This window comes from Variovorax sp. Soil_C_19 (assembly GCF_057657255.1).
On sequence record NZ_JBDGIV010000002.1, the window covers coordinates 1 to 19,506 of the forward strand.

Annotated in this window: 20 protein-coding genes; 6 read left to right on the plus strand and 14 right to left on the minus strand. The window is 68.8% G+C overall.

The window, feature by feature from the left end; all coding sequences use genetic code 11:
• From AC3A6R_RS04475 to AC3A6R_RS04495, 5 genes are all read left to right on the plus strand, one after another.
• On the plus strand, positions 1-1,110 hold a 1,110-nt coding region (locus tag AC3A6R_RS04475), incomplete at its 5' end, for a type VI secretion system Vgr family protein (protein WP_487857838.1).
• Positions 1,107-2,246: a DUF2169 family type VI secretion system accessory protein gene (locus tag AC3A6R_RS04480; protein ID WP_487857839.1), complete on the plus strand. Its 1,140-nt coding sequence runs from the start codon at positions 1,107-1,109 to the stop codon at positions 2,244-2,246. The genes AC3A6R_RS04475 and AC3A6R_RS04480, both read left to right, overlap by 4 nt.
• The gene (locus tag AC3A6R_RS04485) at positions 2,243-2,590 is read left to right on the plus strand and encodes a PAAR-like domain-containing protein (RefSeq protein ID WP_487857840.1); all 348 of its coding nucleotides are present in this window, start codon (positions 2,243-2,245) and stop codon (positions 2,588-2,590) included. The genes AC3A6R_RS04480 and AC3A6R_RS04485 overlap by 4 nt, the downstream gene beginning before the upstream one ends.
• A gap of 76 nt (positions 2,591-2,666) precedes the next feature.
• Positions 2,667-3,851 carry a hypothetical protein gene (locus AC3A6R_RS04490; RefSeq protein ID WP_487857841.1) on the plus strand — a complete coding sequence of 395 codons (1,185 nt, stop codon included), beginning with the start codon at positions 2,667-2,669 and terminating at the stop codon, positions 3,849-3,851.
• Positions 3,848-4,054, plus strand: a complete 207-nt coding sequence (locus AC3A6R_RS04495; protein WP_487857842.1) for a hypothetical protein — start codon at positions 3,848-3,850, stop codon at positions 4,052-4,054. The genes AC3A6R_RS04490 and AC3A6R_RS04495 overlap by 4 nt, the downstream gene beginning before the upstream one ends.
• Before the next feature lie 7 nt (positions 4,055-4,061).
• Here the strand turns inward: AC3A6R_RS04495 and AC3A6R_RS04500 are convergent, their stop codons facing one another.
• The 8 genes from AC3A6R_RS04500 to AC3A6R_RS04535 form a co-directional block, all read right to left on the minus strand.
• Entirely contained in the window at positions 4,062-4,748 is a 687-nt protein-coding gene (locus AC3A6R_RS04500; RefSeq protein WP_487857843.1) for a DsbA family oxidoreductase, read from the minus strand.
• Positions 4,749-4,794: 46 nt separating this feature from the next.
• On the minus strand, positions 4,795-6,204 hold the full coding sequence (locus AC3A6R_RS04505; RefSeq protein WP_487857844.1) for an MFS transporter: 1,410 nt from the start codon (positions 6,202-6,204) through the stop codon (positions 4,795-4,797).
• Between the two features lie 38 nt (positions 6,205-6,242).
• A complete protein-coding gene (locus AC3A6R_RS04510) occupies positions 6,243-8,141 on the minus strand; it encodes a bifunctional sugar phosphate isomerase/epimerase/4-hydroxyphenylpyruvate dioxygenase family protein (protein ID WP_487857845.1) in 1,899 nt (632 codons plus the stop codon).
• Positions 8,142-8,281: 140 nt separating this feature from the next.
• Complete coding sequence (locus tag AC3A6R_RS04515) at positions 8,282-9,046, minus strand: alpha/beta fold hydrolase (protein WP_487863911.1); 765 nt, start codon at positions 9,044-9,046, stop codon at positions 8,282-8,284.
• 46 nt (positions 9,047-9,092) lie between these two features.
• The gene (locus AC3A6R_RS04520; RefSeq protein WP_487857847.1) at positions 9,093-9,527 is read right to left on the minus strand and encodes a carboxymuconolactone decarboxylase family protein; all 435 of its coding nucleotides are present in this window, start codon (positions 9,525-9,527) and stop codon (positions 9,093-9,095) included.
• Entirely contained in the window at positions 9,524-10,735 is a 1,212-nt protein-coding gene (pcaB, locus tag AC3A6R_RS04525) for a 3-carboxy-cis,cis-muconate cycloisomerase (RefSeq protein WP_487857848.1), read from the minus strand. Before pcaB ends, AC3A6R_RS04520 begins: the two co-directional genes overlap by 4 nt.
• A gap of 9 nt (positions 10,736-10,744) precedes the next feature.
• Entirely contained in the window at positions 10,745-11,578 is an 834-nt protein-coding gene (locus AC3A6R_RS04530) for a shikimate dehydrogenase family protein (RefSeq protein WP_487857849.1), read from the minus strand.
• Positions 11,579-11,612: 34 nt separating this feature from the next.
• Positions 11,613-12,536: a shikimate dehydrogenase family protein gene (locus AC3A6R_RS04535; protein ID WP_487857850.1), complete on the minus strand. Its 924-nt coding sequence runs from the start codon at positions 12,534-12,536 to the stop codon at positions 11,613-11,615.
• A gap of 197 nt (positions 12,537-12,733) precedes the next feature.
• On the opposite strand from AC3A6R_RS04535, the gene AC3A6R_RS04540 reads away from it, so the two are divergent.
• A complete protein-coding gene (locus AC3A6R_RS04540) occupies positions 12,734-13,543 on the plus strand; it encodes an IclR family transcriptional regulator domain-containing protein (protein WP_487857851.1) in 810 nt (269 codons plus the stop codon).
• Positions 13,544-13,567: 24 nt separating this feature from the next.
• Here the strand turns inward: AC3A6R_RS04540 and AC3A6R_RS04545 are convergent, their stop codons facing one another.
• From AC3A6R_RS04545 to AC3A6R_RS04570, 6 genes are all read right to left on the minus strand, one after another.
• Positions 13,568-14,623 (minus strand): hypothetical protein, encoded by a 1,056-nt coding sequence (locus AC3A6R_RS04545; RefSeq protein ID WP_487863912.1) that lies wholly within the window; start codon positions 14,621-14,623, stop codon positions 13,568-13,570.
• Positions 14,624-14,849: 226 nt separating this feature from the next.
• Positions 14,850-16,040 carry an MFS transporter gene (locus AC3A6R_RS04550; protein WP_487857853.1) on the minus strand — a complete coding sequence of 397 codons (1,191 nt, stop codon included), beginning with the start codon at positions 16,038-16,040 and terminating at the stop codon, positions 14,850-14,852.
• On the minus strand, positions 16,040-17,164 hold the full coding sequence (gene aroC, locus AC3A6R_RS04555) for a chorismate synthase (protein WP_487857854.1): 1,125 nt from the start codon (positions 17,162-17,164) through the stop codon (positions 16,040-16,042). Before aroC ends, AC3A6R_RS04550 begins: the two co-directional genes overlap by 1 nt.
• A gap of 46 nt (positions 17,165-17,210) precedes the next feature.
• Positions 17,211-17,396, minus strand: a complete 186-nt coding sequence (locus AC3A6R_RS04560; RefSeq protein ID WP_487857855.1) for a hypothetical protein — start codon at positions 17,394-17,396, stop codon at positions 17,211-17,213.
• A 48-nt stretch (positions 17,397-17,444) separates the two neighbouring features.
• Positions 17,445-19,019 carry an MFS transporter gene (locus AC3A6R_RS04565; protein WP_487857856.1) on the minus strand — a complete coding sequence of 525 codons (1,575 nt, stop codon included), beginning with the start codon at positions 19,017-19,019 and terminating at the stop codon, positions 17,445-17,447.
• The gene (locus AC3A6R_RS04570; protein WP_487857857.1) at positions 19,016-19,486 is read right to left on the minus strand and encodes an SRPBCC family protein; all 471 of its coding nucleotides are present in this window, start codon (positions 19,484-19,486) and stop codon (positions 19,016-19,018) included. The genes AC3A6R_RS04565 and AC3A6R_RS04570 overlap by 4 nt, the downstream gene beginning before the upstream one ends.
• Positions 19,487-19,506: the final 20 nt, after the last annotated feature.

Genomic DNA, 19,506 nt, shown 5'->3' on the forward strand with positions numbered 1-19,506 from the left:
GAGATCTGGACCGACGAGTACGGCCGCGTGAAGCTGAGCTTCCACTGGAACCGCTACTGCACGAAGGACGAGAACAGTTCGTGCTGGGTGCGCGTGTCCTCGCCATGGGCCGGCACCCAGTTCGGCGGCATCCAGGTGCCGCGCATCGGCCAGGAGGTGATCGTCGACTTCGAGAACGGCGACCCCGACCGGCCGATCGTGACGGGGCGGGTCTACAACGCCGACAACATGCCGCCCTGGAAGCTGCCGGACAACGCCACGCAGAGCGGCATGCTCACGCGCAGTTCCGAAGGCGGCAGCGGCGAGAACGCCAACGCGCTGCGCTTCGAGGACAGGAAGGGCCAGGAGCAGGTGTGGCTGCATGCCGAGCGCAACCAGGACATCGAGGTCGAGCGCGACGAGACCCACTGGGTGGGGAACGACCGCAGCAAGAAGGTCGACCGCAATCAGATCTCGACGATCGGCATGGCCTACATGCACAACGTGGGCCTCGCCAAGATGGTGAACATCGGCCTCGCCTATTCGTTCAACGTGGGCATGCTGCGCAATGCCGTGGTCGGCATGACCGACAACACCCTGGTCGGCAAGACGAAGACAACGAAGGTCGGCGAGCAATACACGCTATCGGTCGGCGGCGACAAGGGCAGCCATATCCAGATGGACGGAACCTCGATTTCGCTTCGCGTGGGCGCATCGGTGGTTCAGTTGAAGGCGGACGGGTCGATCGCGGTGACGGGCAAGAAGATCAACATCACCGCGCAGGGCGACGACGTGACGCTGAACGGAGAGCACATCTGGCTCAATCCGACGGGCGGCCAGGCGGCGTTGCAGCCCACGGCGGTGCCGCGCGCGCCGGCGCCCGAGCCGCCCGGCAGTCCGATGGCGAGCCTGGGTGCGTTGATGGGTGGGAATCCCGGCTCGCTGCTGGGCCAGGCCTCGCAGCTGGCCTCGATCGCCAAGCAGGTCGCCGGCGCCGCCGACGGTGGCGCCGGACTCGCGGCGCAGGTGTTGGGCGTGGCGTCCGCCGCTGCGGCCTCGGACGTGTTGGGCCGCGCTGCCGCTACGGACGGCGGCATCGATCCCGTCGGCGCAAAGGCGATGCGCCAGTGACTGCGCCAACCGTTCCGTCGCCGCGATTGCAGCAGGTGCGCAATCTCACGCCCTTCGGACACCTCCAGTACGACAAGATGGGGCCCGGCAGGCGCTTCAGCGACGTGGTGATCGTCTGCGCGAGCTTCGTGCTGGCCCCCGGGCGACTGCAAGCTTCGCCGGTTCATCGCGGCCCGGTCTTTGCCGACGTGGCGTGGGACGTAGCCCACCCTGCCCTTTCGAGCCTGCGCGCCGCGACCGATCTCGTGCTGGTGAAGCCCGAAGCCGATGTATTCATCACGGGCAGCGCCAGGGCGCGCAACTGGACACCGCAGCGCGAATGGCGCGCGACCCTCGAGGTCTTGCGAGGCGACATCCGGTTGCTGCAGAAATCGCTGCGCCTGACCGGGCCTCGCGGGTGGCACTGGCATGACGATCCGACGCAGTGCACGCCCACCGATCCCGAGCCCACGCTCGAAGTGCCGCTGCGCTGGGAACTCGCTTTCGGGGGATGCTGGCACGATGAAGGCGATGCGCCGGGTTCGCCGCCACGCATGAACGCCGCCAATCCCTCGGGCCTCGGCTGCTTCGGCACGGCCGGCCGCGACGCGCGTTCGCCCGCACCGCGGATCGAGGCCGCCGAGGCGCCAGTCATGCATGCCAACCAGGAGGGCCTCGCTCCCGCGGGGTTCGGTCCGGTCGCGCGCCACTGGGCGCCGCGGGTACAGCTTGCCGGCACCTACGACGAAGCATGGCTGCAGCGCAATGCGCAAGCGCCGTTCATGGACTACGCCGACGACTTCGATCCGCGCTTCTTCCAGTACGCACCGGCTGACCAGCGAATTGCCGGGGGGCTCGCAGGCGATGAGCGGCTGCGCCTGGCCGGCTTCTTCGCGTCGGCCGATGCGATCGAGACGGCATTGCCCGCCTGGCGTATCGGTGCACGCTGGCGCAGCGGCGACGGGTCGCAAGGCAGCGAAGCCATGACGCTCGATACCGTGCACGTCGACCTAGACGACATGCTGGTCCACCTGACCTGGCGCCTCAGCCTCGACCAGGCCCGCGAGATCGACGCCGTCGACCTGCATCTCGAGGCGATCGACAACGCGGACAGCGGCCACGTCAATCCGGTTCACGACAGAAGGACGTACGCATGAGCTCGGAGCGGCACATCGCGGATGCCGAGACCCGCTTCATGGTGGTCAACGTGACGCCCGACTTCTGCGTGGTCGGCGATCGGGTCGTTCCGTTCGACATCGTCTCCATCCTGCCGCCCGAGAAGGCGGCGTACGCGGGAACCGTGTTCGCGCGCGGCGAGAAGGTGTTGATGATCGAGAGCGTGATCCGGGGCGTGGCAGGCAATGCCGGCAGCGGCGTGCGCTCGGGCGTGTCCCTCGGGTCGGGCAACGTCAAGGTCGTCTCCGGGTCCCAGACCGTGTTTGTCGAAAGCCGCGCCGTCGCGCGCCACGGCGATCTTTGCGAGATGAACGGAGCGGCCTGATGAGCGCCGCGCCGGGCCGCCCCAAGCAAGCTCGCTCCCGCTTGGCGGGAAGGCGCGCAGCGCCAAGGGTGCACCAGTGAGCGCCGCGCCCGACAGCCGGGACACGCTGGCCCAGGCGGTGCAGACAACGCCGTTCAACGGCAACGGGACCATCGGCCGACTGCTGACCGTCCAGGTGCCGAGCGGCCCGATGCTGCGCCGCCGCCCCGGCATCTGCAGCGAGCGCTACGAGCGGGCCCAGGCCGAATTCGACAGCCAGCCGTTCTATGTGCGCTGGACGTCGGGCCTCGACCGCCCCGCCGGGGTGGAACCCACCGATGCGCTGATGTACGCCCGGCAGTTCAAGGAAGAATGCGAGCGGTGGCCCGACGAGATCCCGCAATCGGTGATCGACGACAAGCGCCAGCAGCTCAGCGACCATCTGACCGGCCAGTCGCCGCTGCCGCCCGAGCAATCGTTGAAGCTGCGGCGCGATCTCGACTTTCTCGACGACGTCTACAACCCCGGGCCTCGCGTCTCGGGCAGCCTCTCGAATGCCGAGCAGGCCTGGCTGGACGAACGCAACCTGCGTTTCGGCAACACGATGGCCATCAGCTTCCTCGGACCGGTGTTCGGCGGCCCCGGCGCCGCGACGCGCGTGCTCGGAGGCACCGAACAGCAGGTGGCCGCGGCCAATCAATTCGGTGCCGGGCTGCTCGACGCCGCGACGATCCGTACCGGGTTCGGAGGGCGGCGCCCGACCCAGCCCATCGCGCGCCCGGGCGAGACGGCGCGCGGCGCACCGCTCGAGCCGGTGAGCAGGCCAACGGAACAGGGACACACTCGCCCATCCCCGCGTGTCGAGGTGGGCCGCGACGGTACCGTGGTCGTGCGGCCCTTGCCGCCCGGCATGAAGGCCACCGACAACAAGTCGATCCGCGAGTGGTACAACAAGCACACCTCGCCCGAAAGGATGAAGGCGCTCGATGAACAATGGAAGGCGGAAGGCAAGAGTCCCCAGGAACGCGCCGAACTGGCCTTCAACGAACGGCACGACGCGCGGATGACTGCCCGCTCCTACATGCAGGACCCGGTCGAAGTCGAGGGGCTGCGCCAGCGAGACCTGCAGAAGTACGGCTCACCGGACGGGCCGACCTTTCAGCAGGAAGTACAGAAGTACCAGGCGCGTGGCCTGCAAGGCGACGACATCTACCAATCGATCATCGATGGCGCGTCCAGGACCAGCGCGGAATACAACAGCAAGTTCGGAATCACGAAATGAGTTCACCCCATCTTGAAACGCCGATGTCGTGGTCGAAGACCGGCGATGCGGAATTTCCCTACGAGGCGACCGACGCGGACGGACAGAAGCTCGTCGTCCGGATGAACGATTTTCCCGAGGAGCCGATGTACACGCTGTTGCGCGGCGGGGTTCCGCTCGAGAGCTTCGACGACTGGCCGGCGGCCTGGCGCATCGAAGCCTGAGATCCCGTCACGCCGCAGCCACCGCATTCGGCGCCGCGCCCGCAATCTGCCGCAGCGCCCGCTCGAACACCTCGACCGGCTGCCCGCCCGAGATCAGGTGGTGGTCGTTGATGATGATCGCGGGCACCGAGTGGATGCCCGCATCGGTGTACATGCGCTCGCGATCGCGGGTCTCGCGCGCGAATTCGTCGCCGGACAGGATCTCGCGCGCCCGCGCCGGGTCGAGCCCCGCGTCTCCGGCTGCGCGCACCAGCACCTCGTGGTCCGACGTGTTCTCGCGGTCGGTGAAGAAGGCCTTCAGCAGCCGTTTCTTGAGCGCGAGCTGCCGGGCCGCGTCCTCGAGCCCCGCCCAATGCAGCAGGCGGTGCGCGTCGAAGGTGTTGTAGACGCGGGGGCGGCCCTCAGGGTGGAACGCGAAGCCCACCTCAGCGCCGCGCGCACGGATGGCCTCGCGCGTCTGGGCCTGCTGCTCGCGCGTGGCGCCGTATTTCTCGTTCAGGTGCTCGAAGGTGTCCTGCCCCTCGGGCGGCATCTGCGGGTTGAGCTCGAAGGGCTGAAAGTGCAGCTCGGCCGTGACGTCCGGAGCCACGCGGCCGAGCGCGGCCTCGAGCGCGCCGAGGCCCACCGCGCACCAGGGGCAGGCCACGTCGGAGACGAAGTCGATCTTGAGATGGGAGGGGGAGGAAGAAGTCATGCCGGCATTCTTCCCCACGCCGGCGTCCTTGGTGCAGACAGGGACTTCAGGCCACGGCCCGCGCCAGGCGCGAATCGGCCAGCGTCTGCTCGCGCAGCCGGTCGTACTCGGCCTTGTCGACCGGCACCGCATCGGGCTTGCCGAGGTCGTTCATCTGCACGCGGTAGGTCTCGCGTGCGCTCATCGCGGCCAGCGCGGCGAGCACGGTGATCGCGAAGGTGATGGCGCCCACGGTGAGCCAGATGTTGGCCGCGCCGGGCGGCGCCACGGTCGCGAACAGCGCCGGCAGCAAGGCGGTGAAGGTGGTGCCCAGGTTCTGCGAGATCGCCATCGCCGACACGCGGCTGCGCGTACGGAACAGCTCCGGATAGAAGCTCGGGAAGGTGGCGTTGTAGCCCTGGTAGACCACGCCCCACATCAGCAGCGACATGCACACGGCGAGCGGCACGTTCCTGATGCTGATGGCGTACAGGTATGCGAACGAGAGCAGGCCCGAGGCGAGCGCGCCGAAGATGATCGGCGGCTTGCGGCCGATGCGGTCGGACAGGTTGCCCACGAACGGAATGACCACCACGGCGACGATGTTGCCGAGCACCGGAATCCACAGGTACACGTCCTTCTCGAAGCCGATGCCGTAGGCGGCCTGCACCGCGTAGGCGCCGCCGAACACGGTCGCCACCACCGGAATCACGTTCATCAGCGCCATGCAGATCACGCGCAGCATGTCGCGCCAGCTGTCGGTGATGGCCTGCACGATCGGCGCCTTGGGCACTTCGCCCTTCTTGTCGACCTCGGCGAAGGCCGGTGTCTCGTCGACCTCGCGGCGGATGATGTAGCCCGCGACGATGACCAGGAAGCTCAGCAGGAACGGAATCCGCCAGCCCCACGAGTTGAAGGCTTCCTCGGGCATGTAGTGCGCGAGCGGCAGGAACACGGCGGCGGCCATGATCTGGCCAGCCTGCACGCCCTGCAGCGTGAAGCTCGCGAAGAAGCCGCGCCGGCCGAACGGCGCATGCTCCAGGATCATCGAGCTGGCGCCCGAGATCTCGCCGGCCACGGCAAAGCCCTGGATGAGGCGCATGAGCACCAGCAGTGCCGGTGCGAGCAGGCCAACCTGGTCGTAGGTCGGCAGCAGGCCCACGGCGACGGTCGAGAAACCCATCAGGAACATGCATAGCACCAGCACCTGCTTGCGCCCGTGGGTGTCGCCCCAGTGGCCGAGCACGAAGGCGCCGATGGGCCGGGCGATGTAGCCGACGCCATAGGTCGCGAGCGACGCGATGATCGCGGTCTTGGGGTCGCCCTTGGGGAAGAAGATCTGCGGAAAGATCAGCGCCGCCGCGGTGGCGTAGATGAAGAAGTCGTAGTACTCCAGCGCCGAGCCAATCCAGCCGCTGGCGGCGGCCTTCTTCGACTGGTGCCGGCCTTTGGGTTCATGGGCCATCGGATTTGCCATGCTGTTTGTCTCCGGTTGAACAATGGGAAAAGTTGCTGTCAGTCCTGCGCCTGCGAGGCCATGCGCGCGGGCGCATTGAGCGCGCCATAGGCGTCGTAGCCCGCGGTGCGCTGTGCAAGCTCGAAGAAGAGCCCGCCTTCGAGGCCTTCGGTGTAGATGTGCAGGTAGTCGCCGGCCGGCGAGCGGTCGAACATCACGCCGGCGGCACGCATGCGCGCGAGCAGCGCGGGGTCCAGCTCGACGCGCGTCGCCAGGTCGTCGTAGTAGTTGTCCGAGATCGGCACGAAGCGCGTGCCGATCTCGCGCAGCCGCGCCACGCTCTCGAAGATGTCGGTGCAGGCCAGCGCGATGTGGTGCACCGCACCGCCGCCGGTCACGCTCAGCGTGCGCGCGGTGCGGGTGCGCTGGCTCAGCGACACGTTGAGCACCAGCCGAACGCTGCGCTCGGCATTGGCCACGCCACGGCTGCGGATGAGCCCAAACGGGTCGGCGAGTTCGAGGCTCTCGCCAGGCGCCAGGCCCAGCACGGCGCGCGTGAACAGCACCCAGGTGTCGAGCTGGTCGAGCGCCAGGCCAAGCGCCGCATGGTCGATCCGAAGCAGGCCGGCACCGTGCACGTCGGCATTGGCATCGAGGACGAAATCGGCCTCGTAGAGCCCGTTGGCGCCGAGCGATTCGGCCACGAAGTGCAGCAGGTTGCCGCCTGGCGCAACGATCGCCGGCACGCGCAGTTCGCCCGGGCCCACGGGGCTGTCGTGGCGCTGCGAGCACATGGCGGTGGCACGCTCGACCGCCGCTTGCGGATCGGCACAGCGGATGCCGAGCGCGCACACCGAGGTGCCGTGCGCCTCGAAGCGGCTGCGCGCAAACGACGCCGGCTCGCCATTGACCAGCAGGTTGATCTCGCCCTGGCGGTACAGCGCCACGGCCTTCGAACGGTGGCGGCCGATGCGGCGAAAGCCGAGCTGCTCGAGCATCGCGCCGAGCGCGGGCGCGCCGTTCTCGTCGGTCGCGAACTCGATGAACGAGAAGCCCGACAGCGCGGGCGCCGGCGGCGGGCTGAAGAGCACCACGGCGGGCGCAACCGCCGGCGCGGCGGCCGTGGCAGGCGCGTCCGCGGCGAGCCGCCGCCGCGCTTCGCTCTCGAGGTAGAGCAGCGAGCGCATCGCGTCCACCGCGGTGCGGCGGTTCGGCGTCTCGCGGAACAGGTCGTTGAAGATCTCGAGCGACAGCGGCCCGGCATAGCCGGCGCGCAGCACCTGTTCGAAGAAGCCGATCACGTCGAGCTCGCCCTGCCCCGGAAACGCGCGGTGGTGGCGCGCCCACTGCAGCACGTCCATCGACAGCAGCGGCGCATCGGCCATCTGCAGAAAGAAGATCCGGTCGCCCGGGATGTCGGCGATGCCGTTGAAATCGTCCTTGAGCGACAGCGTATGGAAGCTGTCGAGGATCAGGCCCAGGTTCGGATGGCCGGCTTGCCGCACGATGTTCCAGGCCTGGCCATAGCGCGAGGTGAAACGGCCCCAGGCCAGCGCCTCGAAGCCCACCCGCAGCCCGCGGCGGGCGGCGCGTTCGGCCAGTTCATGCAACTGGGCCGCGGCCAGCGCAGGATCGTCGACGGCGAGCGGCGAGGTGTTGGAGCAGCACAGCATCAGCGGCGCGCCCATCGCCTGCATCAGGTCGAACTTGCGCTCGGCGCGTTCGAGGTTGCGCCGAAACTGGGCCTCGGGCATGGCCTCGAAGTCGCGGAACGGCTGGTACAGGTCGATCGACAGGCCGAGGTCCGCGGCGATGCGGCGCAATTCGGCGGCCGAGCCCCTGAAATTGACGAAGTCGCTCTCGAACAGCTCGATGCCGTCGAAGCCGGCGGCCGCAACGGCTTCGAGCTTCTGGCGAAGGGTGCCGCTGAGGGACACGGTGGCGATGGCGCGGTGCATGGGCCTGACTGTAGGAACCCCAGCCGCCGCCCACAATGCTTGGCGCACCAGAAATGTTCGATCATCGAACGCGAACGTTCATTCTTCGCGCGAAATAGGGGTTACACCTAGGAGCCACGCCCCGCCAGCAACCCGGTAGATCAGAGGCTGCGCCAGTAATCGATCAGCAACTGGCTGAACTCGACCGGGCGCTCGACCGCACTCAGGTGCGCCGCGTCGATGGTCGCGAGCCGCGCACCCGGGATCGCCGCCACCATGGCCTCCGACATCGCGAGCGGCGTGGCCTCGTCCTGCACGCCCGCGATCACCAGCGTGGGCACGGCGATGCGGCGGTTGCTCTCGCGGAAGTCGATCGCGGCCACGGCATTGCAGCTCTCGATGTAGCCCTGCGCGTCGGTGCGCACCAGTACGTCGTGGAGCGCCTGCGACGCGGCCTTGCCTTCGGCCGTGGTGACATAGCCCGGCGTGAGCCAGCGCGACACCGCGCCCTGCGCGATCGCCGCGACGCCCTTGGCGGCCACGGTTTCGACGCGCGCGCGCCACGGGCTCTGGTCTGCATAGTAGGCCGACGAGTTGGCGATCACCACACTGCGCAGCAGTTCGGGGTGCCGCACTGCGAGCGCCTGCGCGGCCATGCCGCCCATCGAGAGGCCGACGAAATGCACGGGCTCGCCGCCGGTCTCGCGCTGGATGAGCTCGGCGGCATCCTGCGCCAGGGTCTCGATGCCGAGCGCGCCCGGCACCACCTCGGAGCCGCCGTGGTTGCGGTGGTCGTAGCGGATCACGGTATGGCCGCGCGCGAGCTGCTCGGCCACGCCGTCCCACATGTGCAGGTCGCAGCCGAGCGCGTGGCTCAGCACGACGAAGGGGCCGCTGCCTTCTCGGCGCACGTTCAGACGGGTCATGGTGTTTCCTTCTCGATGAATGCTGTGGAGGGCGCGGCCCGATCGTTCACTTCGCCGCCGCTGGCGGCAGCAGGCCCTTCTCGCGCAGGATGCCGGTCGCGATGCCGAATGCATGGTTGGCCACCGGCACGCCGCAGTAGATGGCAGCCATCATGATGACTTCCTTGATGTCGTCGGGCGTGAGGCGCGATTCTTCGGGTCCGTCGAGCGCGGCGCGCACATGCATCGCGAACTCTTCGTAGGCATGGATGCCGAGCATCATCGACAGCACCATGAAGCGGCGCGTCTTGTCGCCCAGCGCGGGCCGGCCCCAGATGTCGTTCCATGCATGGCGCGTGATGAGCGCCTGGAACTCGGCGTTGAATTCGTTGCGGTTGGCGAGCGATCGGTCGACCCAGGCATCGCCCAGCACGCGGCGGCGGTTGACGAGGCCGGCTTCGTAGTCGTCGTGGCCGGTGCTCGGTGTTTCGGGTGCGGTCATGCGGAGAGTTCCTTGTCTGAGAGTTTGGCCCGGAGCGCCTTGGCCTCGGCCATTGCGACTTGCCCGGCTTGGACTGCAAGCGCGGGATCGAACCATTCGTCGGCGGCGTTGCGCGGCAGCTCGGCGCGCAGGCGGTCGATGTTGGCGCGCATGCGCGCGGCATCGACCTGCAGGCCCGGCAGCGCGCCGGCCATGGCGCGCACGCTGCCATGCGCCGACATCAGCAGCTGCGGCCATTCGGCCAGTTCGGCCTGCCAGGCGCCGAGCGCGCGCTCGTGCTGCTGCGGCATGGCGCCGAGCAAGGCGGCCACGCGCTGCGGCGCCCGGTGCGCGGCGGCGATGGCCACCATCGATGCCACGGGATTGCGCTTGTGCGGCATGGCCGACGAGCCGCCGCGGCCGGGCTCGCTCGGCTCGGTGACTTCGCCGACCTCGTACTGGCCGAGCAGCGCGATGTCGACCGCGATCTTGCCGAGGCTGCCGGTGACGAGGCCGAGCTCGCAGCCCAGCGCCACCCATTCGTCGCGCTGCGTGTGCCAGGTCGCGCCGGGGTCGCCGAGGCCGAGTTCCTTGGCCATGCGCGCGCGCACCGCGGCACCCTGCCCCTTCATCTGCGCCAGCGTGCCGACCGCACCGCCGAGCTGCACCTGCAGCGCGTGCTTCGCGGCCGCGCGCAGGCGGATGCGGCTGCGCACCAGCGGCGCCGCCCAGCCCGCGCACTTGAAGCCGAAGCTCGTGACCGAGGCCGGCTGCATCAGCGTGCGCGCGAGCATCGGCGTCTCGGCATGCACCACGGCCAGGCCGAGCAGCGCGTCAGCCGCCTTGGCCAGGTCGGCCTCGACCAGCGCCACGGATTCGCGCGTGACCAGCGCCATCGCGCTGTCGATCACATCCTGGCTGGTGCTGCCGAAATGCACGAACGGCGCGGCCTCTGCATTGAACAGGCCCACCGCCTCGCGCAGCGCCTTCACCAGCGGGATCGCCACGCTGCCCGCCCGGCCGCTCTCGCGCACGATCTTGGCCACGTCGAACAGCTCGACCTTGCAACTGCCCACGATGGAGTGCGCCGCGCTCTCGGGAATCAGCCCTTCGGCAGCCTGGGCGCGCGCGAGCGCGGCCTCGAAGCGCAGCATCGCGTCGACGAAGGCGCGGTCGCTGAACGCACCGAGCGTTTCGGATGTGGAAAGAAAACCTTCGAAGATACTCATGTCGATCGCTCAGTATTTCAATTGGGCCACGGCGCGCAGGTCGTCGGGCGACGCAGTGCCGAAGCCGAAGAACTCGAGGTAGGCCGGGATCATCTCGAACAGCATGTCGGTGCCGACCTGCACCGCGCAGCCCTTGGCCTGGGCGGCCTGCAGCAGCGGCGTGTATTCGGTCTTCATGACAACCTCGCCGACGAAGGTGCCGGGCGCGATGCGCTCGACATCGAAGGGCAACGGGTCGCCCTCGTTCATCCCGAGCGGCGTGGCATTGACGATCACGTCGAAGCCCGCCGGGTCCTTCGAGCCGGTCGCCACCTTCATCTGCGGGTAGTGCGCGTGCAGCCGGGCGGCCAGCGCCTGGGCCGCGGCATCGTTCATGTCGAACAGCATCAGTTCGGCCGCGCCGGCCGCGGCGATCGAGGCCGCAATGGCCGAACCCACGCCGCCCGCGCCCGACACCAGCACGCGCGTGCCCTTGAAGCGCCGGCCCTTGCGCTCGACGCCGCGCACGAAACCCGCGCCGTCGAACTGGTCGCCGAGCAGGCTGCCGTCGGGCCGCTTGAGGATCGCGTTGCAGGCGCCGGCCACGCGCGCCGTGGGCGTGGCCTCGTCGACCAGCCCCATGGTCGTGACCTTGTGCGGCATGGTGACCAGCGCGCCGCGGAGATTGCTGAACTTGAAGACCTGCGCCAGCGTGGCAGCGTAGTCCTCGGGCTTGACGCCCATTGGCACCACCACCGCGTCGATGCCCTGCCGCTCGAACCAGGGGTTGTAGATCATCGGCGCCTTGAAGGCCTCGGTGGGATAGCCCAGGTGGGCGATGAGCGTGGTCTTGCCGGAAATCATTCGGTGTCGTGTTTGTTGGAGCGTTGCGCGGACGTCAGGCGACGCTGGCCGAGTGATAGCGCAGGGGGTTGGCGATCTCGCCGTGCATCGCGGGCGGATAGATGATTTCGCGCAGGAAGCTGGCGTCGGCCTGCATCGCCTCGGCCGCATCGAGGTGCCCGAAGTAGCGAAAGTAATGCGGCATCTGCTGGATCAGCATCTCGAAGCCGGCCTGCGCATTGAGCCCGCGCGCGCGGGCCGCCTGCACCAGCGGCGTGGGCTGGTTGCGCAGCAGGATGTCGAACAGCGCCGCATGCGGCGCCATGCGCGACACGTCGACCGGCAGCGCATCGCCTTCCACCAGCCCGAGCGGCGTGGCGTTGATGACAAGGTCGTAGCCCTCGGGCGCATTGCTGTCGACCACCGTCACGCGCGCATCGAAGAAGGCATCGAGCTTGGCCGCCACGCCGGCGGCCTTGCCGGCCGAGGTGTCGTGAAAGGCGATGTGCTCGGCCCCGTCGACCGTGCCTCCCTCGGCCAGCGCGACGCCGATGGCCGCCGCGCTCACGCCCGCGCCGAGGATCAAAACGCGCTTGCCGCGAAACGGGATGTTGAAGTGATCGAGCGCGCCGAGCAGACCCTCGCCGTCGAACAGGTCGCCCTCGAGTTCGTTGTTCTCGATGCGGCGCACCACGTTCACCGAGCCCGCCACCCGGCCGAACAGCCCGCAGCCGTCGAGCAGGTCGACCGCCAGCGGCTTGTGCGGCGGCGCAAGCACCATGCCCAGCACGTTGCGCGCCAGGAACGCCGACTTGAAGAACACCGCGAAGTCGCGAAGCGGCACCTGCACGGGCAGCATCACCGCGTCGATGCCGAAGCGCTCGAAGGCCGCATTGAACATGCGCGGCAGCCGCACGTTGCGCACCGGGTCGCCCGGGATCAGGTAGGCCTGGGTCGCACCGTTGATGGATTGGCTCATGGGCAAGCTTTCGTTCGTCAATCGCCCTGCGAAGAGCGGATCGAAGGGTTTATAGCCCGATCGAGTTGTCCTTGCAGGTTGGAGCGGGCCGAATCGTACGATTGTCGAATTCAAATGATCGATGATCGATCAAATCAAGGGTTTTCACTAGATCGGAAGGTAGGTTGCATCGGTCGTGCGCAAGGCAAACTCCCGCGATGAGCAGCAGCAACAGCATCGGCCACAAGCACGACGACGCGGCGCCTCCCGCCGGCCTCGACAAGCGCGACTGGATCGCCGGGCTCGAGCGCGGCGTGAGCATCATCGAGGCCTTCGACGACGCGCATCCGCGCCTGACCGCCAGCCAGGCCGGCGAACGCACCGGCATGACGCGCACCGCGGCCCGGCGCTACCTGCTGACGCTGCAGCACATGGGCTACGTGGCGAGCGACGGCAAGCTGTTCTGGCTCACGCCGCGCGTGCTGCGGCTCGGCCAGTCGTACCTCGAATCGGCGCGGCTGCCGCGCGTGGTGCAGCCGTTTCTCCAGCGGGTCGCGGCCGGCACCCACGAGATCGCGTACCTCAGCGTGATGGACGGCGACGAGGTCGTCTACATCGCGCGCAACGGGCCCAACCGCAGCATGAGCACCGGCTACGTGCTCGGCGCGCGCGTGCCGGCGCAGGTCACGGCCTCGGGCATGCTGATGCTGGCGCTGCGCAGCGACGCCGAGCTCGACGAATGGCTGGCGACCCACCGGCTCACCGTGTTCACGTCACACACCATCGCCAGCATGGAGCGCATGAAGCTGGAGCTCGCGCGCATCCGGGCCCAGGGCTGGGCGATCTCGGAGCAGCAGCTCGACCTCAACTCGCGCGGGATCGCCGTGCCCCTGCGCGACCGGCACGGCATGCTGGTCGGTGCGCTCAACATCACGATGCCGATGGGGCACGAAAGCTCCGAAGACGCCGTGGCGCGCGTGCTGCCGGTGTTGCGCGAGACGGCGCAGGCGATGCGCAACCTGATCTAGGCAGATGCGAACGAGGCATGCGCCTCAGGCGGGCTCCAACAATCCGTGGTCCGTCGACCGGCCCTGGCGCGCCTGCGCGTCATCGTCCGCGGCCCGGTACTTCGCCCACGAGCCCGAGGGCCACTCGAACTCCTGCACGCCGGCATCGGTCGCCTGGCTGAACAGCGCCTGCGCGCTATCGTCGATCGTGCCTTCGAGGATCTGCGCACCGAAGATGGCAAAGCCGTGCAGATCGCTCGCAGCGCGAAACGGAAATGCGACCGTCACGGCCAGCGGCGCGGCGCCGTGGCAGCGCAGTTCGATCACGATGGCCTCGCTGTCGCGACCGTCCGGCAGCGTGACGAGGGCCTCGCGCGCGAAGGCGGCGACGAGTGCACCGTCGATCGGCGCCTCGAGCGCGGCCCTGCCCCGCCCAAGTGCGCTGCCGTCGGCACCGGCGGTGATCGCCTCGAAGTACGGGCGCGCGCCGTCGACGCCCGGCTGGAACAGTGTGGGCATCAGGTGTCTGCCTTCCGAGACCGTGTACATCGCATAGGACGCCAGCATGCCGAGACACCGCGCGGCCGTGATCCAGGCTATCGGGCCCGCATGGTCGAGCTGCGCCACACTGTCGGCCACGTACTCGGCGCAGGTGGGCGCCCGGGTCGCGCCGAACAGCTTGGCCTCGATCCAGCCGAACGGCAGCAGCACGACGCCCGCATCCTCGGCCATGGCCACGGTGGGCAAGACTGCGTGTCGCGGCACAGGCGCGCGCGCGCCGGGCGTGTGCTGCACGGGGTAGACCGTGTTGGGGTTGTCCTCGTGCCAGGCGATCCGCGCCCCGGTCTGCCGCGCGATGTACGCGACGAGGTAGAACGCGAGCAGCGCGCAGAAATTGTGGCCGCCTGGCAGTTCCAGGAACGACCCGCGGCGGGGGTTCAGCCGGGCCTTGACCTCGTCGAGCAGCAGGTCCATGCGCTCGAGGCTTGCCGGCGTGTAGTCCAGTCGCGCCTGCTGCAGCGCGTTCGGAAACACCCAGCCGCCGCCGGGCTCGATGCCCAGCGCATAGCAGTCCAGGAAATGTCGCGCGCTGTCGTTCATGTTGTTTTCTCCCCCTCGGTGGTCCACGGGATACAGCCATCTACAGGGCAACATGCGTGCCGAAGTCCCCAGCGCAGGTTCAAGCGCCAGAAATGAGTAATTTGGTTTTCAAAACAACCGGTCTTTGAACCATCGGGCGCGCCGGCAGTCCTGGAGGCCTCCACGGGGTTCCCGCGCGTTACCGGCCGGCGTTACGGTCTTGGGCGTAACGGTGGAGCCGGCTATCTCACGCTTGCGCCAACACGGCCTGCTCCAGCCGCATCGCCCGCCATGCGCAAAGGCTGCCCACCATTGCCAGCACAGCCGCAGCCGCGAACATCGCGCGATAGCCGAATTCCTGCGCCACCGCACCGCCCAGCAGCACGCCAAGGACGCCGCCGAAGCCGTAGCCGATCACCGTGAAAAGCGCCTGCCCGCGTCCGCGCAGCCGCCCCGGGAAGCGGCGCGACACGACCGCGATGCAGGTGGTGTGGTGCGCCGCGAAGCTCAGTGCATGCAGCCACTGGGCCACCACCAGCGCCGCAATCGATCCGCCGAGCCCGGCGGTGAGGCCCAGCCGCGCGACCGCCGCGATGCCGCACACGAGCATCCAGCGCGACATTGGCAGCAGGCCGATAAGGCGTCCCTGCAAGAAGAACCAGACGATCTCGGCCACCACCGACAGTGCCCACAGCAGGCCAATGGTGCCCTTGCCGTAGCCGAGCGAATCAAGGTAGAGCGAGAGGAACGCATACACCGAGAAATGCGACATCACCTGGAAGAAGAGCGATGCGAAGAACCAGCGCACCGCGGGAATGCGCAGCACCGGCCCGATGGGCTCCTTGGGCGCATCGTGGGCCGCCACGGGCTCGCGCACGTCGGGCAGCTTGAGCGTCGCGAGCAGCACCACGGCCAGCGTGCCGGCGGCCCAGGCCGGGAAATGCTTCATGCCGAAGCGCTCGAACCACTCGCCCGCGACGAACACCGTCACCAGGAAACCCGCCGACCCGCACAGCCGGATGCGGCCATAGCGCCCCCAGTCGCCCGCCACCAACTGCGCCATCGCCGCTTCGGTGAGCGACATCATCGAGCTGGTGTGCGTGAACATCACGAGCAGCACCAGCGCCAACCACCACGCACCGCCGTTCCACCAGAGACCGAACGAACTGGCGAGCGCCACCGCTGCGCTGAAGCGCAGCAGCATCACGCGATGCCCGGTGTGGTCGCTGAGCGCGCCCCAGGCATAGGGTGCGAACACGCGCGTGATCGACTGCACCGACGCCAGCAGGCTGATCGTGAAGATCGGCAGCCCCAGGTCCTGGAGCCACAGCGGCAAGTACGGATTGAAGAATCCGATGTGCGCGAAATAGCTGGCCGACAGGCCAGCGAACGCCAGCAGGTGGCCGCGCCCGGCGGCCGCTGACGCCGGCGTGGACACTAGAGGAACGAGGCCTTGGGTGATGCGGCCGCCGCGGCTTCGGCGGCGTCGGCCTGAGCCTGCTGCAGGTCGCCGCACTGCGCGCGATGGCGCAGCACATGCTCGATGACCACCAGCGCGAGCATCGCTTCGGCGATCGGCGTGGCCCGGATGCCCACGCAGGGATCGTGGCGGCCCTTGGTGACCACCTCGACCGGATTGTTGTGGATGTCGATCGACTGGCGCGGGCTGATGATCGAGCTCGTGGGCTTGATCGCGATGCTCACCTCGAGGTCTTGCCCCGAGCTGATGCCGCCAAGGATGCCGCCCGCATTGTTGGTGACGAAGCCGGTTGGGGTGATCGAGTCGCCGTGCGCGGTGCCGCGCTGCGTGACGCTGTCGAAACCGGCGCCGATCTCCACCGCCTTGACCGCGTTGATGCCCATCATCGCGTAGGCGATCTCGGCGTCGAGCTTGTCGAACAGCGGCTCGCCCAGCCCGACGGGCACGCCCGTCGCCGTGACACGCAGCCGCGCGCCGCAGGAGTCGCCGGCCTTTCGCAGGCGGTCCATGTAGGCCTCGAGCGCACTCACATCGGCGATGGGCGCGAAGAACGGGTTGTTCGGCACATGGTCCCAGCTCTCGAACGGAATCTCGATCTCGCCGATCTGTGTCATGCAGCCGCGAAACGCGATGCCGTGCCTCTCGGCCAGCCACTTCTTGGCGACCGCGCCGGCCGCGACCATGGGCGCAGTGAGCCGCGCCGACGAACGCCCGCCGCCGCGCGGATCGCGGATGCCGTATTTCTTCCAGTAGGTGTAGTCGGCATGGCCGGGACGAAACTGCTGCGCGATCTGGCCGTAGTCCTTGCTGCGCTGGTCGGTGTTCTGGATCAGCAGCGCGATCGGCGTGCCGGTGGTCTTGCCTTCGTAGACGCCGGACAGGATCTGCACCGCGTCGGGCTCGTTGCGCTGCGTGACGTGGCGGCTGGTGCCGGGGCGGCGGCGGTCGAGATCACCCTGGATGTCGGCCTCGCTGAGCGCCATGCCCGGCGGGCAGCCGTCGATCACGCAGCCGATGGCCGGGCCGTGCGACTCGCCGAAATTGGTGACCGCGAAGAGTGTTCCGAAGGTATTGCCGCTCATGGGGAACGATTATCCCCACAAAGCAACGGTCAATGCCGGGGCGGGGTCAGCCCGGCGTGTCCTCGGCGCGCCGCTCGAGTGCGCCCAGTTGCAGCTCGATGGCGAAGAGCCGCTCGTTGAGCACGGCCGTCTGCAGGCGTATCGCCTCGACGATGGCCCGGGCCTGCGGGTCGGTGGTGTTCTCGGCGAGTTCCGCCAGGTCGTGCAGCTTCTTGCGCAGTTCGTTGCTCATGGTGGGACTCCGGTCGTTGCGTCGTGGAGGTTCCAGTATGGGGCGTCCTCAGCGCTCCGGCAATGCGGCGGCGCCCGGGGGCTCGGACGCTGCAGCCTCGCTCGCCGGCCCCGCGCCGCGCAGCCTGAATGCCACCAGCCCTGACACCACCAGCAGCACGGCGGCGCAGATGCCGGCCGTGAGCCGCAGCCCGTGCACCAGCGCAGCGCGGCCCGCGTCGAGCAGCTCGGCGCCCGCACTGCCCGTGAGCTGGGCCGCGAGCGCCACCGTGCCGCCAAGGGTGCTGCGCGCGGCCTCGACCTCGGCTGCGCCCGCCAGGCCCGCAGGCACTGCATCGGCCATGGTGCCGCGGTAGATGGCCGCGCCGATGCTGCCCAGGATGGCAATGCCCAGCGCCCCGCCGAATTCGGAACTGGTCTCCGAAATGGCCGAGGCCACGCCCGCGCGCTCGGGCGGCGCGCTGCCCACGACCAGGTCGGTGGCCAACGTGAACACCGGCGCGAGGCCGAGCGAGGAAACGACGGCGCTTGCCACCAGCCAGGCCAGCCCGCCCTGCATCGGCAGCACCACCAGCATCGCGAAACCCAGCGCAGCCACGGCCAGTCCGCCACCCATCACATAGGCCGGGCGCATGCGCCGCACGAGCGCCGGCACCACCATCGAACCGACGATGAAGGCGCCCGCGCCCGGCACGCTCCACAAGCCCGCCTGCAACGGCGGCAGGCCCAGAACCAACTGCAGGTACTGGGCGTTGTAGAGGAACAGCCCGAACATCACGAAGCAGGCCAGCATGTAGGCCGCGAGCGAGACCGCGAAGGCCGGCAGCCGAAAGAGCTGCAGGTCGATCATCGGGTTCTCGAGCCGCTTCTGCCTGCGCGCGAAGACCCAGCCGAGCAGCGCGCCCACCGCGATCGCCGAAACCGACACCGCATCGGGCCCGTGCTCCGCGGTCTGCTTGATGCCGTAGATGGCCGCCAGCACCGCACCGAGCGACAGCGCCGCGCTGGCCAGATCGAGCCGCCCTGCATCGGGGTCGCGGTACTCGGGCAGCAGGATCGGGCCGAGTACCAGCAGCAGAGCCATCACGGGCACGCCGATGAGGAACACCGAGCCCCAAGGGAAGAACTGCAGCAGCACGCCGCCCAGCACCGGCCCGAGCACGGCACCGGCCGAGAAGCTCGATATCCACACGCCGATGGCCACAGTGCGCTGCGCCGGGTCGAGGAACATGTTGCGGATCAGCGAGAGCGTGGACGGCGCGAGCGTCGCGCCCGCCACGCCGAGCAGCGCCCGGGTTGCGATGAGCATGTTGGCACTGGTGGAGAATGCCGCCAGCACCGACGCGATGCCGAACGCCGCCGCGCCGATCAGGAGCAGCCGCCGGCGGCCGATGCGGTCGCCCAGCGTGCCCATGGTGACCAGCAGCCCCGCCACGAAGAAGCCGTAGATGTCGACGATCCACAGCAATTGCGCCGCGGTCGGCTTGAGTTCCTCGCTGATCGCGGGGATCGCGAGGTTCAGCACCGTGAGGTCCATCGAATAGAGCATGCACGGCAGCGCGATGACGGCCAGGCCGGTCCATTCGCGCGCCGTGGCACGTGGCGGGACGATGGCTGCAGTCATTCGCGGCCCAGCCATCCCTCGAGCTTGACGAGCGCGCCAGTCCAGCCATGGCTGTGTCCGTCGCGCGCGGCCTCGTCGAAGAACTGCTCGTGCAGCAGCACGAGTTCGCAGCCCGCGCCAACGGGCTCGATGCGCACCGTCACGCGCGACGCACGCTCGGGCGTGCTGCGCCAGGCCCAGCTGAAGACCAGCTTGCGGTTCGGCACGATCTCCAGGTAAGTGCCGCTCACCTCGTGTGTCTCGCCATCGGCCGCATGCATGCGCACGCGAAACCCTCCGCCGACACGCAGGTCGATCTCGGCCACCGGGACCTCGACGATTTCTTCAGGCCCGAACCAGGCCTTCAGCGCTTGCGGCTCGGTCCACGCGCGCCAGACTTTTTCGCAGGCGACAGGGTAGTGGCGGCGGAGCGTAAGCGAGGGGCGCTCGGTGCCGGAGGCGGTGTTGGGGGTGGCAGGTTTTTCCATTCGATCTCCTCTTGCTGGTA